13 protein-coding genes are annotated in these 15,131 nt (G+C 58.9%); 8 read left to right on the top strand and 5 right to left on the bottom strand.

Features of this window, described 5'->3' with window-relative positions; all coding sequences use genetic code 11:
* Window positions 1-22: 22 nt before the first annotated feature.
* The 3 genes from JMF94_RS02170 to zraS all read right to left on the bottom strand — a co-directional run bounded on the left by JMF94_RS02170 (window position 23) and on the right by zraS (window position 3,777).
* Window positions 23-496: a rhodanese-like domain-containing protein gene (locus tag JMF94_RS02170; RefSeq protein WP_240823558.1), complete on the bottom strand. Its 474-nt coding sequence runs from the start codon at window positions 494-496 to the stop codon at window positions 23-25.
* A 337-nt stretch (window positions 497-833) separates the two neighbouring features.
* Window positions 834-2,195, bottom strand: a complete 1,362-nt coding sequence (locus JMF94_RS02165; RefSeq protein ID WP_240823557.1) for a sigma-54 dependent transcriptional regulator — start codon at window positions 2,193-2,195, stop codon at window positions 834-836.
* A 61-nt stretch (window positions 2,196-2,256) separates the two neighbouring features.
* Window positions 2,257-3,777 carry a two-component system sensor histidine kinase ZraS gene (gene zraS / locus JMF94_RS02160; protein ID WP_240823556.1) on the bottom strand — a complete coding sequence of 507 codons (1,521 nt, stop codon included), beginning with the start codon at window positions 3,775-3,777 and terminating at the stop codon, window positions 2,257-2,259.
* Between the two features lie 174 nt (window positions 3,778-3,951).
* Here zraS and JMF94_RS02155 point away from each other — a divergent pair, with 174 nt between their 5' ends.
* Both JMF94_RS02155 and JMF94_RS02150 read left to right on the top strand, forming a co-directional pair.
* Window positions 3,952-4,413 (top strand): periplasmic heavy metal sensor, encoded by a 462-nt coding sequence (locus JMF94_RS02155; protein ID WP_240823555.1) that lies wholly within the window; start codon window positions 3,952-3,954, stop codon window positions 4,411-4,413.
* Between the two features lie 306 nt (window positions 4,414-4,719).
* Window positions 4,720-5,214, top strand: coding sequence for a periplasmic heavy metal sensor (locus JMF94_RS02150; RefSeq protein WP_240823554.1), 495 nt, complete (start codon window positions 4,720-4,722; stop codon window positions 5,212-5,214).
* A 378-nt stretch (window positions 5,215-5,592) separates the two neighbouring features.
* Here the strand turns inward: JMF94_RS02150 and JMF94_RS02145 are convergent, their stop codons facing one another.
* Complete coding sequence (locus JMF94_RS02145) at window positions 5,593-6,609, bottom strand: radical SAM protein (protein WP_346770004.1); 1,017 nt, start codon at window positions 6,607-6,609, stop codon at window positions 5,593-5,595.
* A gap of 448 nt (window positions 6,610-7,057) precedes the next feature.
* Between JMF94_RS02145 and JMF94_RS02140 the strand changes: the two genes are divergently transcribed.
* From JMF94_RS02140 to JMF94_RS02125, 4 genes are all read left to right on the top strand, one after another.
* Window positions 7,058-7,345: an integration host factor subunit alpha gene (locus JMF94_RS02140; protein ID WP_022657574.1), complete on the top strand. Its 288-nt coding sequence runs from the start codon at window positions 7,058-7,060 to the stop codon at window positions 7,343-7,345.
* Window positions 7,346-7,661: 316 nt separating this feature from the next.
* Complete coding sequence (locus JMF94_RS02135) at window positions 7,662-9,275, top strand: MBOAT family O-acyltransferase (RefSeq protein WP_240823552.1); 1,614 nt, start codon at window positions 7,662-7,664, stop codon at window positions 9,273-9,275.
* A 15-nt stretch (window positions 9,276-9,290) separates the two neighbouring features.
* A complete protein-coding gene (locus JMF94_RS02130; protein WP_240823551.1) occupies window positions 9,291-10,520 on the top strand; it encodes a hypothetical protein in 1,230 nt (409 codons plus the stop codon).
* An 11-nt stretch (window positions 10,521-10,531) separates the two neighbouring features.
* On the top strand, window positions 10,532-12,178 hold the full coding sequence (locus JMF94_RS02125) for a sel1 repeat family protein (protein ID WP_240823550.1): 1,647 nt from the start codon (window positions 10,532-10,534) through the stop codon (window positions 12,176-12,178).
* Between the two features lie 24 nt (window positions 12,179-12,202).
* On the opposite strand, the gene JMF94_RS02120 is transcribed toward JMF94_RS02125, so the two are convergent.
* Entirely contained in the window at window positions 12,203-13,081 is an 879-nt protein-coding gene (locus JMF94_RS02120; RefSeq protein ID WP_240823549.1) for a LysR substrate-binding domain-containing protein, read from the bottom strand.
* A gap of 103 nt (window positions 13,082-13,184) precedes the next feature.
* Here JMF94_RS02120 and JMF94_RS02115 point away from each other — a divergent pair, with 103 nt between their 5' ends.
* Together JMF94_RS02115 and JMF94_RS02110 are read left to right on the top strand one after the other, a co-directional pair.
* The gene (locus JMF94_RS02115; protein WP_240823548.1) at window positions 13,185-14,168 is read left to right on the top strand and encodes a TDT family transporter; all 984 of its coding nucleotides are present in this window, start codon (window positions 13,185-13,187) and stop codon (window positions 14,166-14,168) included.
* Between the two features lie 139 nt (window positions 14,169-14,307).
* A complete protein-coding gene (locus JMF94_RS02110; protein ID WP_240823547.1) occupies window positions 14,308-15,063 on the top strand; it encodes a sulfite exporter TauE/SafE family protein in 756 nt (251 codons plus the stop codon).
* Window positions 15,064-15,131: the final 68 nt, after the last annotated feature.

The following is a 15,131-nucleotide window of genomic DNA, read 5'->3' as shown; positions in this document are numbered from 1 at the left end:
GTGGTGACAGGCGGGCTTGCCCTTACTGACCTGACTGACCTTCGTGCTGCAAAAATGAAAAATGCACCTGTCCCGCTGCGTAACGGACATTCGTAATGTCTGGCCGTAACCGCCTGAACAGCTTGTATGCCTGGAGCGCCCTGTAGCCATACTGGCAGTGCAACAGCACAGCAGAATCCTGCGGAATATTTTTTACCAAATGCTGAAAAGCATATAGCGGCATGTTAACGGCGTTTGGAATATGCCCATCTGAAAATTCTTTTTGACTGCGCACATCAATAATAATCAATTTTTCCGTTTTTAAAACATACTCGCGAGCCGCTTCTGGCGACAAGGCCACAGACTCGCCCGCACTTTTGCTCGTTGGCGCTGAAAACTTCCAATAGATATATGTTTCCGCACATGCAATAACAAGCAGAACTGCAATAACTTTCAGTAGCCGCCTTGTCCCATCAGTACCATGATACAAGGCAATGCCGACTTCTGCTGTTCTCATTGAAAACCTCTCTCCAATGCCTTACCGCGCGGCATTCGTCAGTGCAACTCGCCATTTCCACTGATTTTTCAGGCCAATCCACAAAGACGATCACAGAGGGGCACGCCGCCAGGGTGCAAAGCCCGCCCGCCATCCGCAACTGATGCTCGGAGGGGTGTCATACACTTCTTCCTTGCCCACGCGCAAAAGAATTCAGAACCCACATTCGTCTAGTGATCGGAGGAATTTTGTGCGCTGGCAAGGAAGAAGCACTTTTTTGTGAAGGGAGTGTACTCTAATGGCACTCGACCGGAACAAAAAAGTGCTACTGACGCAGCCAGCGCGCAAAAGAACCCGATCACTCCAGGCCGTACTTGCGGAGCTTGTTATGCAGGGTAGCCCTCGTAATTCCCAACTGCCGGGCCGCCTCGCTCTTGTTGTCGCCTGTCTGGCGCAGGGTTTCCTCGATGGCGCGGCGTTCCACGGCATCAAGGGGCAGGCCTGCCAGGGAGGCGTCCACCTCGGGCTGGCGCTCGTCGGGCAGGGCAGGGCCAGTGACCACAGAGGGCAGTTCGCGTTCGGTGATAAGGTCGCCGTTGCAGAGTATCACGGCGCGTTCCACGGCGTTTTCCAGTTCGCGCACATTGCCGGGCCAGCCATAGCGCAGCATGCAGGCCAGCGCCTGCGGCGAAAATCCGCGTACGCTTTTGCGGTTGCGGCTGGCGAAACGTTCCAGAAAATGCGCGGCGAGCACGGGGATATCCTCGGCGCGGTCGCGCAGGGGCGGCACTTCAATACAGATGACGTTGAGGCGAAAGTAGAGATCCTCGCGAAAACGCTTTTGGGCCACTTCTTCGCGCAGGTCGCGGTTGGTGGCCGCCAGTATGCGCACATCCACAGTTATTGCGGCATCGGCCCCCACGCGTTGCACCTCGCCCTGCTGCAAGGCGCGCAACAGCTTTGACTGAAGGGTAAGGGGCATCTCGCCGATTTCGTCCAGAAAAAGCGTGCCGCCGTTGGCTTGGGCAAAGCGCCCCTCGCGGCGGCGATCCGCGCCGGTGAACGAGCCCTTTTCGTGCCCGAACAGCTCGGATTCCAGCAGGTTTTCGGCCAGAGCCGCGCAGTTTACCGTTACAAGCGGTTTGTCCGCTCTGGCGCTGGCGCAGTGCAGGGCGCGGGCCACCAGTTCCTTACCGGTGCCGGATTCACCGGAAATAAGCACTGTGGCCTCGGTTGGAGCAACAGTGGCGATAATTTCCTGCATGGCGCGTATGGAGGCGCTGCGGCCAAGGATGCCGGGGCGTGAGGCGGCATCGCTGAGCTGACGGCGCAGCTCGCGGTTTTCCACGCTGAGGCGCGAATGCTCGATGGCTTTTTCAAGCGTATGCCTGAGAGCCTCAAAATCCAGCGGCTTGACCAGATAGTCGTATGCGCCGAGGCGCAGGGCCTCCACGGCTGTTTCCACTGAGGAGTAGGCCGTCATGAGCACCACGGGCAGAGCGGGATTATATTCAAGAATATTCTTGAGCGCGTGGATGCCGTCCATGCGCGCCATGCGCACGTCAGTCAGCACGGCGTCAAAGGATTTTTCGCGCACCAGGGGAACGGCCTCGTCGCCGTCCGTGGCTTCTTCCACAGCATAGCCCCAAGAACGCAACATGGTGCGCAGCATGCCGCGGTGGGCATCGTCATCGTCTACAACCAGTATGCAGTTGCTCACCGTATCCTCTCTTTATGCTTGGCAAAACCTGGAATCCCGGGCCGCTCCGCAGCTGCGCAGGTTATTTTTTGCGGTTGTCCTGCGCTACTGCGCCTTCTGCCGCGCGGGGCAGCCAGATGCGGAACGTGGTTTCCCCACGGCGCGCAGTTTGCGCGGGGCGCGAGGTAACGCTGATTTCGCCGTCGTGTGCTTCCACAATCTTGTGCACCATGGCAAGCCCCAGCCCCGTGCCCTGCCCCTTGGTGGTATAGTAGGGGTCAAAAATATGCGGCAGCTGGCTGGCCTCAATGCCGGTGCCATTATCGCGCACCATAAGGCACACGCGCCCCTTGCGCTCCACAATGGCAAGCGTGAGCTGCCCGCCTTCGGGCATGGCGTCCAGAGCATTGAGGCAGAGGTTCAACAGGGCCTGCCCCATGCGTTCTGGGTCGGCCAGGGCCAGCGGCACCCGCCGGGGCGAACGGCAGACAATCTTGACATTGCGTTTGTCCGCATCCTGATGGATGAGGCGCGTCACGTGATCCACCACAAGCTTGAGATCCGCCGGGTGCGGGCTCACATCGCTGGGACGCGAAAGCCCTATGAGATCCATAATTACGCGATTGAGTCGGTCAACCTCATGCACCATAACATTGGCGGCCTCGCGGTCTTCGCTGCCTTCGGGAAAGCGCTGGCCGAAGTAGGTGGCGTACCCCTTGATGGAGCTGAGAGGATTGCGGATTTCGTGTGCAACGCCTGCGGCCAGATTGCCCACAGCGGCCAGTTTTTCCTTGCGGCGCACTTCTTCTTCAAGCCGGCGCACCTTGCCCTCGGCCATGCGCTGACGCTGACGCGACTCCCGTGCCCGCTCGGCATAGTACAGGGCCACCAGGCAGGCCAGCCCCACCAGCAGGGTCACAGCGGCCAACATGGCCACGTAGTCCCGGTTCTGGCTGCGCGTTATTTCAAAGGGCGAAAGATCAAGACCGAGAAAAATCACCGGCAGCGGGAAACCCCTTGGCAGATCGCGTATACCCGGCGAAAATTGCCTGTACACGGCAAACACGCGCCGCCCCTCCATGCGCATGATGCCCCAGTGGGGCAACATGTCGGGGGCAAGATCGCGCATGGTTGCCTCATCGGCTTCGTGCGATCCCACCTGCAAAATTTCGCCAAGGCGGGCAGGGTTGCTGTGCGCCACAATGGTGCCGTCAGGCATGGTCACGGCCACGAAAACAATGCCGGGGCTTTCACCCATTTCTTCCAGCAGCACCTGAAGGCGGACGCCAGCCTCGCTGCGCATGCCCGAACGCAGAATGCTCTCAAAGGCAATGATCAGCGATGAACCCTTTTCCGCCAGCAGACGGGCCATGGCTGCCTCGCTGCGGTCAATGGAAATAAGGGTCAGCAGCGTCACCATGAGGGCCAGCACAACGGCGGCCCCGCCCAGCAGCAGGCCGAGCGGCGTATGCGCGCCAACAGCAGCGGCCTGCGCTGTCCGCGACTTATCTGTGGAGCTTGCGGGGCTTGTGGGGTTTGCTGTTGCGCCCGGTTGCGCAGCTTCCTGCCCGTTTTTTTCAGCCGTGCTGTTTTCCACGTTCATACGGCACACTCTGTATTGCGCGCGGCACCGCCAGAGGCGCACCACGAGTAAAAAAATTTGCACGCTTTTTGCAATAAAATAATCATTCCTAGTGCCCACAAAGCCGGGAACCTTGCCACCCCGCTCAGTGATTGGTATGAGGGCGGGACGAGTTTATTCTTCAGAAGGTCTTTTATGATGAAACCCCTTCTTTCCATTTGTGTTCTGGCCAGTCTGTGCCTCCCCCAGCCAACGGCGGCGGATCAGACCGACTATGCGGAATATACACCTTCGCCGGGAAGCCCCGCAGCCAACCACGCCGCAGATATGCGGACATGGCTGCAACAGCTTTCGCCCGCGCAACGGGCCAAAGCCCAGGCCGTCATTGACGAATACTCCCCCAAGGTGAACGAACTGCGCAAAAGCATCATGCTGAAAAAAAACGAGCTTGCCCACCTGAGCTACAATCAGACCACCTCGCCGGAAACGCTGCCCCGTCTGGGGCATGAATTGCAGCAATTGCGAGATGAACTGCGCGCCCTTCTGCAACGAGCAGACCAGCGCATGGGTACTGAGGTAGGCGTTCCGCTTGGCAGCCCGCAAACGCGCGGGTGCAGCATGGAATATCCCGGTCTGTCCACTTCCGCCAGCAAATAACCGCGACAATCTGCTCGCAGCAACACGCGTCCGCCCTCAAGGCGGGCGCGTTTTTTATTCAGTTTTGCCCGACAGCCCCTGTAAGAAAATTATGCAGATGTACAAATTTTATACAGAGACAAGGCCCGAATGTATAAAAAACATACGCTTCTCTGCCCCGGGGCGCAACGGTAACGGGAAATATGACATTAACATATTAATTTTATTAATTAAAATTTAATTGGCACACGCATTGCTACATAGCAAGCAAACGTTGCAGGAACAACGAAACCATATACGAGAAAAAAGACTACGAGGTAGCCTTCCATGAAATCCAAAAACATCGCCATCGCAGCCATACTTGCAGCAACCCTGATGGGTAGCGCCATAACTGCATACAGCCAGCCTGGCCCCGCAGGCGACATGCCCGAAGGCATGCGGGAAATGGGCGGCTGCATGGGTGAAATGCCCTGCCCCGGAATGCAGGGACACGGCATGATGGGACGTGGGGCGTATACCCCCGAACAGCAGCAGAAGTATGACGCCATTGTGGCCGAGTTCGTCAAACAGATGGAACCCGTAAAGGACCAGATGTTTATCAAGAGACAGGAGCTGCGCGCCCTGCAAAATGCCTCCAACCCCGATATTGCGGCTGTGCGCGCCACTGCCACCGAATTGCTGCAACTCAGAAAGCAGCTCGGTCAGATGCACGAAACAATGACCCAGCGCCTTGAAAAGGAAGTGGGCAAGCCTGCTGCGGCCCCCATGCCCAAAAAGGACGCTCCCGCTGCGGCGAAACATCAGCACGGCGCGGCCCAGTAACCACAAACTAACCGAATTTGCCGCTCCCAATTCGTCCGCCCAAGGCGGTTGACATATACAGGATCACTGAGAACAAATTTCCGTCCTGTCCCCTACCCCCAAGGGGGGCATTACGGAGCCTCCAAGAACCTCCTCCTTTGAACAGAACCTTATAACCATCAACACCCTCCCTCCCTTCTCGGCCGCCGGTTCCCCCCCGGCGGCCGCCTCCTTTTTCAGGGCTGACAACAAACGCACAGAACCCGCCGTGAGGCGGGTTCTGTGCGTTTGACCTGCGCGATGTCACTCTGGCCGCGCTTGAACTTTAGTAACTGAGCGTGGGGAAAAACCTTTTTACAAAAGGCGTCTCCCTGCAAAACATTTCGCTTCCAACCAGACCTAGATGAAAACAAGCTGCGGCGAGGTGTTATCCTCAAAAGATACCGTGCGCAGCCCCAGCGCCGCCCATCTGGCGCGCAGTTCACCCTTCGCGCCCCAAAAGAAACCCTGGGCTGACCGGGGTAGCTGCAAATCAAACTGCGCGGCTGGTGTTGCCGCATTCTCGCCAAGGATATCCCTTACCGCCAGCAGCAAGGCACGACCCTTGACCCTGCCGCCAAGTTCCCTGTCCACCGGCCCGGCAAGCACGGCACTCTCCAGCCCCGGCTCCGGGGCAAGCCCCATACGGATCACGGGCACGTTGGCCCGCGCTGCCATGAGCCAGCCGTGAGCAAGGCTTTCAAGCGTATTCTCCAGCGGCCAGGGTTTGTAGCTCCCCTCGCGCCACATGGCGGCAAGGCCGGTGCCTTCAAGCACAAGGCAGGGATAGAACCGCAGCATTTGCGCGCCCGCAGCAAGGGCCGTTGGCACATCGTCCTTAAAAAACTGCGGACTATGCCCCGGCATGCCGGGCAAGAGCTGCACCACCAGTTTGAGACCCGCAGCCCGCACAAGGGCGCAGGCCATCTGGGCAGTGCCGCCGGTATAGCCACGGCGGGAGGCGGCAAGGGCACTGTCGGCAAAACTCTGCACGCCCAGTTCCACCACTCCGCAGCCTGCAGCGCGCAACCTTTCAAGTATCGCGGCATCCACCCTGTCCGGGCGGGTTGAACAGCGGAAGGAACGTATCCAGCCTTTTTCCTGCGCCTCACAGGCCATATCAAGGCAGGCGGACAGATCTTCTTCAGGTAATGCGGTGAATGTGCCTCCATAAAATGCCAGTTCCGCCGCAGGGTGCCCGCTCTCATGGCGCAAGCGCAGATTCTCCCGTGCGGCGAGCAGCAGGCCCTCCACGCTTGCGGCGTGCGAACTTTCCGCCCTGTCCGGATTTTGGCAACCGCCAATACCGGTCTGCACATCCTGCGCACAAAAAACACAGCGCACAGGGCAACCCCTGAATGGCAAAAAAACCGGCACAACGGCCTGCCTCTGTGCCGCACTGCGCCGCAGCCATGCAAAGTCCAGCGCCACTGCGCGCCCTTTGCCCCCAATCTGCGGTGAGTGTTGCACACTATTCAGGTTCATATCCATATCAGCCCCACATATATGAGGTGCGGCGGCTTCACAGCAGGCCTGCTCACAATGAGATTGCCTATAAAGGGGCGAAGAAATGTCCATAAGGGTCACGGACAAAAACTTTTTTTGGGGGGGCATAGGGGGCTCGCTGACTGTGAAACGGTATGTAGAGCGCATTGGACGGGAAATAACATGCAGGCGATTTTTTTAAAAAAACCTTGCTCTGTCTGTAAGTTGCGTGTATTTTACACAAAAGTTCCGTTTGTGTGAAGCTGACAAACATTGCTGCGGGGCATTAGGAACACTGGGTTCCACTCAGCCATACCAGCGCACTGCGCCGGAGAGCACTATGAAAAAAACACTGACCAAAGCGGACATCGTGGAGGCCATCTACGAAGAAACGGACAAAAACCGCGTAGATGTCAAGAACGTGGTAGAAAAACTGCTGGAGATCATGAAGGTCGCCATCAAAAAAGACCGGGCCCTGCTTATCAGCGGCTTCGGCAAGTTTGAGTGTTATGACAAGGCCTCCCGCAAGGGCCGCAACCCCAAGACAGATGAAACCATCACCCTGCCGCCGCGCAAGGTTATGGTGTTTCGCCTCTCGCGCAAGCTTCGCGCAGAGCTGAACCCCTAGGCAAGCTCGGAGCCTCGGCAACCTTGGCATGCCGGTGGGGGCGCGTGTGACGCGTTTCTTGTCGTGCGCGCTTTTTCTTTGCCATTTGGCCTACAAAAAAGTGCACAGCCCGGCACGGCAGACATGCATGCCGGGCTTGAGCAACCGCCTTGCCCTGCTGTGCGGAACGCAAGGCGGCACTGGGGATCAAAGCAGGGTGCCCGGCATTTCGGCGGCTCAGCCGCAGAGTGCGGAGCACCCCACACCGCAAACTCGGAAGAATCCAGGCTGACGCCAGCGCGGCGGGCATGTCCACGCCGTCCAACGGGAGTCGCACATGCTTTTCAACTCGTACACATTCCTTTTCGCCTTTCTACCCCTGCTGCTGGTATGCTGGCGGCTGGCCCAGGGCTACGGCCCCACGGGTCTTGCCCTAGTGCTGCTGGCTTTTTCCGTAGTATTTTACGGTTTGTGGGGTTTGCCCTTCCTTATACTGCTGGCTGTGATTCTGGGCATGAACTATGCCTTTGCCCTTGCCCTGGCGGCGCCGGAGCCAGAGCACAAACAGGATGCCGCCCCCGCTGAAAATGCGGAAGGCGATGACGAAAAGGCCTGCCTGTGCGGTTCGCGCAAGCAGGCTGGCTGCCGGTTCCACCTGAGCCGCAAGAGCCTGCTGATCCTTGCCCTGGTGCTCAACCTGCTGCCCCTGCTGTGGTTCAAGTATTCCGCCTTTCTGGCCCAGAATCTTGGCGCGCTGCTGCATGCGCAGTGGCATTTCACCCCGCCCGGGCTGCCCTTGGGTATTTCTTTTTATACCTTCATCCAGATCGCCTGGCTTGTCAGCGTATACCGTGGGCAGGTAACGCCGCAGGGCTTTACGCGCCATGCGCTGTTCTCCGCATGTTTTCCCTATGTGATTTCCGGGCCAATAGTGCGCTATGAGCAGATAGGCCCGCAGTTTGACACCCTTGCCCCCACCAATGCAGAGAATCTGGCTCAGGGTTTCACGCTTTTCACCTTCGGCATGGTCAAAAAGGTTTTGCTGGCCGACAGTATTGCCATGTACGCCGACTCTGTCTTCAATGCGGCTGAAAAGGCCTTTCCACTCAGCGGGGCCGAGGCATGGCTGGGTTCACTGTGCTATACCTTCCAGCTGTATTTCGACTTTTCGGGCTACACTGACATGGCCATTGGCCTTGCCCTCATGCTGGGCCTCAAGCTGCCGGAAAACTTTGATTCGCCCTACAAGTCCACAGGTATTGTGGACTTCTGGCGGCGCTGGCACATCACGCTCAGCTCGTGGCTGCGCGATTTTCTGTACATCCCCCTTGGCGGCAACCGCAAAGGGCGGCTCATGCAGTACCGCAACCTGTTTCTGACCATGCTGATCGGCGGCGCGTGGCACGGCGCTGGCTGGACCTTTATTGTCTGGGGCGCGCTGCACGGTTCCATGCTGGGCATCAACCACTTTTTCCGCGCCTGCATCAAGGGCAAAACGCTGGAACGCGTACTGGCCCTTGCGCCGCTGCGCATCTGCTCCATCCTGTTTACATTTTTCTGCATCAATCTGTGCTGGGTTGTGTTCCGCGCGCTGACAATTGAAGGCGCGGGCCGCATGTTCAAAGCCATGTTCACAGGGCCGTTTACGCGTGAAGCGGCGGGCCTGAGCGCAACAACCGACGGACTTACGGGCTTTGCCGCCCTGGTGGCCCGTTGGCTGCCCAACAACTACATTCAGGGATGGGTTCCCTTTGCGCTGCTGCTGGTGAGCTTTCTGGTGGTCTGGGCGCTGCCCAACAGCCACGAGATTCTGCACGGCAGACGCGATGGCAGCCGCCCGCGCCTGAGCTGGCGGCCCACCGCCGCCTGGGCCACAGGGCTGGCCGTTATGGCCTTCCTGACCCTGATTCTGGTTTCGCGCAAGGCGACCTTCCTGTACTTCCAATTTTAACCACGCGTGAACGCCATGAACAACACAGAAACCGCCTTTTTGAAGCGTTATTTTCTCGTGCTGCTGGGCCTTGTCCTGGCGGGATGCCTGCTGGCCGTTCCCTATACCGCGTGGTGGCTGCACAGCAGCGGCGACGTGGCCGTGGAACGGGCCGTCACCGAACAGTCCAAGGGGAATTTTGCCGTGTTTGGTTCCGGCGTTTCCCAGGATTTTGTGGACTACAAACTGCAGCTTTATGCCAAGGTGAAGCCCGAAATTGCCGCCGTGGGTTCCTCGCGGGTCATGCAATTCCGGGGCGCATACTTCCGCAAGCCCTTCCTCAATGTGGGCGGCACGGCGGGCAATCTGCCCGTGCTGCGCTCCACCATTGACGCCATGCTGCGCATCCACAAGCCGGATGCCATCATCATCGGGCTGGACTTCTGGTGGTTCATGCCCCAGTGGAATGCCGATCCTTTCAAGGAAGAACCGCCCACCAGCGGATCGTACAACTACGGATTCGACAGCCTCAAAAAGCCGTGGACATGGCTGCTTGAAGGCAAGATTTCGTTCAAGGACTTTATTGCCCCCATGCTGCCGCAGTCCATGGGTGGATTCCGCAATGCCCGTTACGGCATCATGGCCCAGCAGTACAACGACGGTTTTGGCTCTGACGGCTCATGGTATTACACTGGTGAAAGCACCGGGCAAAAGCGGCCCTTTGACTACCAGTTCGAGGATACCCTCAAACAGGTACGCTACGGCACCAAGGCCTTTTTCCACGCCAAGCCGCTGGCTGACAGCCGCGACCCCGGCGGTATCAGCAGCGCCCATCTGGACGCTTTTGCAGAAATTTACTGCCGGCTCAAGGCCAGGGGCATTGCCACCTTTGTTTTCATTTCGCCCCTTTCTGTCCGTGTGCTTGACGCCATGCGCGAACGCGAGGCCGATTATCCGCACCTCTTCAAGCTGCGCGACGCCCTGCTTGCCCGTGGCATTGATGTTATGGAATTTACCGACCCGCGCACCTTTGCTTCTGGCGATTGCGAGTTCTTTGACGGCTTCCACGGCGGGGAAGTCACCTATGCGCGCATGCTGCGCGATATGGCCGACCGCTGGCCCGCCTTGCTGGCTTACGTGAATATGGATAGGATCAATGCCACCTTGCGCGACTGGCGCGGCTATGCCCTGGTGCCCGATGAGCGCCTCACAAGCCGCCCGGAAGTGGACTTTATGAATTTTAACTGCCCCAAACGTAAACCGTAAGGAACACCAGCATGTTTCTTCGATGGGGCGCGGTATACAGCCGCGCCCATCTTATTTCAGCCATCCGGGCCGTATTCGTATACAGTCTGTGCGTGTCCTTGGCTCTGTCGGGCGGCACGGCTTTTGCCGCGTCAGACTCCGTTTTTGTTCAGGGCACTGGCGCGCCCAATGCTTCTATGAGCGGAAGCAATACGCCCAGCCCCAACGGCATGGGAGGGCAACCCTTCGTGGGAGGTACTTCGCCCACGCTTTCGCAGCCGATGCCAGCGGCCCCAATACAGACGCCTACGGTTCAGGTGCCTACCGTGCAGACACCCACGGTGCAAACCCCAACCGTCGCAAGGCCATCCGTACCCACGCCGCAGCAGGTCAGTCCTCCGAGCGCACCGGGAGCGAATCCCCCCGCTCAGGCCCAGCAACCGCAGGCCCCTGCGGCACAGGGCGCATCTGCCCCAGCAGTTCCTGCCCAGCCTGCAAGCCCTACCCTCGAAGCGCCCAAAAAACCAGAAGCTCCAGTGAAGGAAAAGGGTTCAAAAAACCCCAGGGATAAAAAATCAAAAAAGGGCAAGAAGGAAGAAGCAGCCGAGCAGGATAAAGCCGCTCCCGCAGTAGAAAGTGCGCCCACCAAGGCACCTGTGCCTGTTCCGCAAAGGACTTCGCCGCCCACACAGGCGGAAGAAGCCGCAACAGCCTACGCCAAGGGCGATTATGCCACAGCGGAGAGCATCTGGAGCAAACAGGCCGAAGCGGGAGATGGGCAGGCCATGAACAATCTTGGGGTACTCTACGACCTCGGGCAGGGGGTGGAGCCTGACCTGGGCCGCGCCCTACACTGGTTTGCGGAGTCAGCCAAGACAGGGCACCCCTCGGGCATGAGCAACTACGGGCGCATGCTGGAACAGGGGCGCGGCATAGAGCCAAACCCCGAGGAAGCAGCACGCTGGTTTGATCTGGCTGCGCGGCAGGGTCAGCCTGAGGCCCAGTATAATCTGGGCATGCTCTATGAGCTGGGGCGCGGGGTGCAGCAGGATTTCACAGCGGCGGCGGCATGGTACAGCCGCGCTGCTGCGCAACAGCAAACCGAGGCTCTGTTCCGCCTTGGGCATTTTTATCGCATCGGTCAGGGCGTGACCAAGAACCCCTCGCGGGCGGTGCTGCTGCTCTATGCGGCTGCCATGAACGGCGATGCCAACGCCATGAAGGAACTGGAAGATATGGCCCGAGCCGAATCTTCCCGCCCCGAGGCCGTTCTGTTTGGTCAGCGGCTCGACAATACCGACAGAAATTCCATGCGCGAGGCTTTGCGACAGTACGGGGCAACGGTTATTCGCGAGGATGACGCCTATATCTGCGATCTGTACGATGCGGCCAAGGTTGCCCCCGGCGCGCGCCAGATGGCGATCTGTTACGGCCCCGGAAACCCTGGCCCTCTGGGCTTTCTTGAGCTGGATTACACTGCGCCGAACAATACGGTGGAAGGCATGATACTCAAGATGGTTACTGACCGTTTTGGCAAGGCCTCCGCCGGGGAAGGCGATGACGCACACCTCTGGAATCTGGGTTCTGTGGTGGTTGCCACGCGCTATGAGCCTACGCGCGGGCAGTTGAGCCTCATGTACATGGTTCCCCGCGTGTACCACCTGACGCGCCAGCGTTAGCTGCATAGGGGGCTTTGCGTAGCGCTATCTGTTGAGCGGCGACCATGCCCGGCAAAAGCGGATAAACGTGTCCATGCCCGCAGAGTGGTATTTTGACTCGTGCCAGCAAAGGGAAAACGTGCGTGAAAACGTCTGCGTCAGCCGGATTATTGAAAAACGGCTGCTGAAGCCCGGCAGCTCTGCCATGAGCCGCGAGGCGAAGGTGATGCCCAACCCCTGTTCCACCATGCCCAGCACCGCCTCGGTGGAGCTGAGGCTCAGCGCCACCGTATAGGGCGCAATGAGCGCGCCAAGGGTGTGCGCAAAAAACGCTCTGGTGCCGGAATCCGGCTCCCGCAGAATCCAGCGCTGGCCTGCCAGTTCTTCCGGCGCATGGGCCTTGCCATCCGCCAGAACATGCCCCTTGCACGCCACCACCGCCATTTCATCCTTCAGCCATTCTTCCGCCACCATGTCGGGCCGATGCTGCTCACCCTCCAGCAGCACCACGTCCAGAACGTAGCCTTCCACCAGTTCAAGCAGTCGGTTGGTGTTGGCTATCTGCGCCTTGGGCAACCAGCCGTGGTCCTTTTCAAAATCGTGCATCAGTTGCGGCAGCAGATAGTTGCCAATGGTCTTGCTGGCCCCAATGCTCAAAAAGCAGGCCCCGCCAGCCTGAAATGTCCGCTCGATGGCTTCGGCCCTTTGCAGCATTTCGTCCGCCAGCGGCCACAGGCGCGCCCCCTCATGATTCAACCGCAAATGCGGGTGCACCCGGTCAAACAGCCGCACGCCGAGGTGCCGCTCCAGTTCCTGCAAGGCCTGGGAAACCGCACCCTTGGTCAGAAACACAGCCTCTGCGGCCTGTGTGAGGTTCTGAAACCGCGCCACAGCCAGAAAAACCTGCAATTGCTTGAGTGTCATATCAGTATTTAATTTTTTAATATGCTACGTTAAATTCATTTCGATTTTCTTAATGCACGATCCGTGGCAAACACGCAAGCAGACCACAACCGAGGATAGCTCCATGTTGCTGAGTGTTCGCAATTTCTTTCGTGCTGTTCCCACGCCCCTTGCGGGGTTGGCCCTTGGCATTGCCAGCCTGGGCATCGGGCTTGAAAAAAGCCTGCCCCTCCACAACGTTGCGCAGGTGCTTGGCGCCCTGACATCCATGACGCTGATTCTGCTGCTGGCGGGCAAATTTGCCCTGAACCCAAGGCAGTTGCTCGAAGAACTGCGCCACCCCGTGCTTGGCAGCATCTTGCCCACCACATCAATGGCCCTGATGCTCCAATCCAAGAGCCTGAGCATTCTGGACGCGCAAGCGGCCCAGTGGCTCTGGCTGTTTGCCGTAGGCCTGCACCTCTGCCTTTTGTTGGCCTTTGTGGCCTTCAGGGCACGGCAGTTCAGCCTGCACCACATGCTGCCGAGCTGGTTTGTCCCTTTTGTGGGCATCAGCGTGGCGGCCATGACGGTTCCCGGCCCGGCATACTACCAGCTTGCCTATGTTCTGATGGTTTTTGGCATGGTCAATTACGCGGCCCTGCTGCCTGTCATGTTGTATCGGCTCATATTTTCCCGAGAAATTGAAGACGCATCCAAGCCAACCATAGCTGTGCTTGCCGCTCCTGCCAGCCTTTCTCTGGTGGCCTATCTGAGCCTTGAGCCAACCCCCTCCCTGCTCTTGTGCAGTCTTTTGCTCGGGGTGGCGGTGCTGATGACCAGCATCATCTATGTGGCCTTTTTCAAACTGCTGCGGTTGCCCTTCAGCCCCGGCTTTGCGGCCTACACATTCCCCATGGCGGTGGGGGCAACAGCGCTGTACAAAGTTTCCGAACTGCTGACCGCGTACCCTGCAACGCTGGAGTACGCCCTGCAACTCAAAATGCTGGCAGTGCTGGAAATGATTATAGCAACCCTCGTTGTGGCCTATGTGTGCTGGCGCTACCTGATCTTTTACGTGCGGGCGTGGGATACGCTGCTGCGTGCGCAAAGGGCGGCGCACGCCTGACCTGCCGAATGGGGGAAAATACCCTTGCGCGCCGCACCCGGTAGAGCTAGCCTGCCAGAACTGCGCGACGATTTCTGCCGCCGCATGTAATTGCTCCACTCTACGCCGCCTCTGAGGCGGCCCGCGCAGCAGGTGATCTATGTTTGTTTTTGCCGCCATGCTTTTGTTGGGGATATTGCTGGGCTTTGTGGGCGCTGGCGGCGCCGGGGTTATGATCACCATGCTCAGCGTGGGCTTTGACATCCCCATGCAGGTTGCTCTTGGCACCTCGCTCGCGGCCATGGCTTTTACATCCCTCTCCGGCTCTGTCAGCCACTTTCGCGAGGGCAACGTCAACCGCAGGCTGGGCTTGCTGCTGGGCGCGTTTGGCGCCGCCGGGGCTTTCTGTGGCGCGCACATTTCGTCCGGGCTTGCCTCCGCCACGCTCAAGCCGCTGACGGGCGTGGTGCTTATGTTCTCTGCCTTCCTCATTTATCTGCGGGTTTTTCACCCGGCCAATCCGCTGTTCAGCTTTCGTTTCACCAGTACCCGAGGCGTGAAGTTCTGGCTGCTGACAGGCATGGTGGGCGTATTCAACGGACTGGTTTCCGGAGCCTGCGGCGTGGGGGCAACGCCCTTTATCCAGATGACCCTGCTGATTATCTTCAATGTACCGCTCTATCAGACAGTTGGCACAACCATGTTGGTCATTTTGCCCATCGCGGCCTTTGGCAGTTTGGGTTTTCTCGCCGCCGGGCATCTGGATCTTGTGCTGTTCTTGCAAGTTCTGGTTGGTCAGGTCATTGGCGCGTATGTGGGCGCAAAGTTTACCCGCATGGCCCCGCAATTGCTGCTCAAAAGCTGCATGGTCGCGCTGCCGGGGCTGGGCGGTCTGATTCTGCTGCTTGCCCGCTAAAAAGCCCCCGGCGGGATCCGACGGAGGCTCAATATCGCTGGCTGTCAGCGGCCCCCATGCACGGGGGG

Origin of the sequence: Desulfovibrio sp. UIB00, from assembly GCF_022508225.1 — a bacterium.
Lineage (GTDB): Bacteria > Desulfobacterota > Desulfovibrionia > Desulfovibrionales > Desulfovibrionaceae > Desulfovibrio.
The sequence above is the reverse complement of the archived record's forward strand: the minus strand, read 5'-3'. Positions and strand labels throughout refer to the sequence as shown.

Bases quoted from the DNA above. Each gene is read 5' to 3' on its own strand.
- JMF94_RS02170 (WP_240823558.1), bottom strand. From the start codon at position 496: ATGAGAACAGCAGAAGTCGGCATTGCCTTGTATCATGGTACTGATGGG.
- zraS (WP_240823556.1), bottom strand. From the start codon at position 3,777: ATGAACGTGGAAAACAGCACGGCTGAAAAAAACGGGCAGGAAGCTGCG.
- JMF94_RS02155 (WP_240823555.1), top strand. From the start codon at position 3,952: ATGATGAAACCCCTTCTTTCCATTTGTGTTCTGGCCAGTCTGTGCCTC.
- JMF94_RS02150 (WP_240823554.1), top strand. From the start codon at position 4,720: ATGAAATCCAAAAACATCGCCATCGCAGCCATACTTGCAGCAACCCTG.
- JMF94_RS02140 (WP_022657574.1), top strand. From the start codon at position 7,058: ATGAAAAAAACACTGACCAAAGCGGACATCGTGGAGGCCATCTACGAA.
- JMF94_RS02135 (WP_240823552.1), top strand. From the start codon at position 7,662: ATGCTTTTCAACTCGTACACATTCCTTTTCGCCTTTCTACCCCTGCTG.
- JMF94_RS02130 (WP_240823551.1), top strand. From the start codon at position 9,291: ATGAACAACACAGAAACCGCCTTTTTGAAGCGTTATTTTCTCGTGCTG.
- JMF94_RS02125 (WP_240823550.1), top strand. From the start codon at position 10,532: ATGTTTCTTCGATGGGGCGCGGTATACAGCCGCGCCCATCTTATTTCA.
- JMF94_RS02120 (WP_240823549.1), bottom strand. From the start codon at position 13,081: ATGACACTCAAGCAATTGCAGGTTTTTCTGGCTGTGGCGCGGTTTCAG.
- JMF94_RS02115 (WP_240823548.1), top strand. From the start codon at position 13,185: ATGTTGCTGAGTGTTCGCAATTTCTTTCGTGCTGTTCCCACGCCCCTT.
- JMF94_RS02110 (WP_240823547.1), top strand. From the start codon at position 14,308: ATGTTTGTTTTTGCCGCCATGCTTTTGTTGGGGATATTGCTGGGCTTT.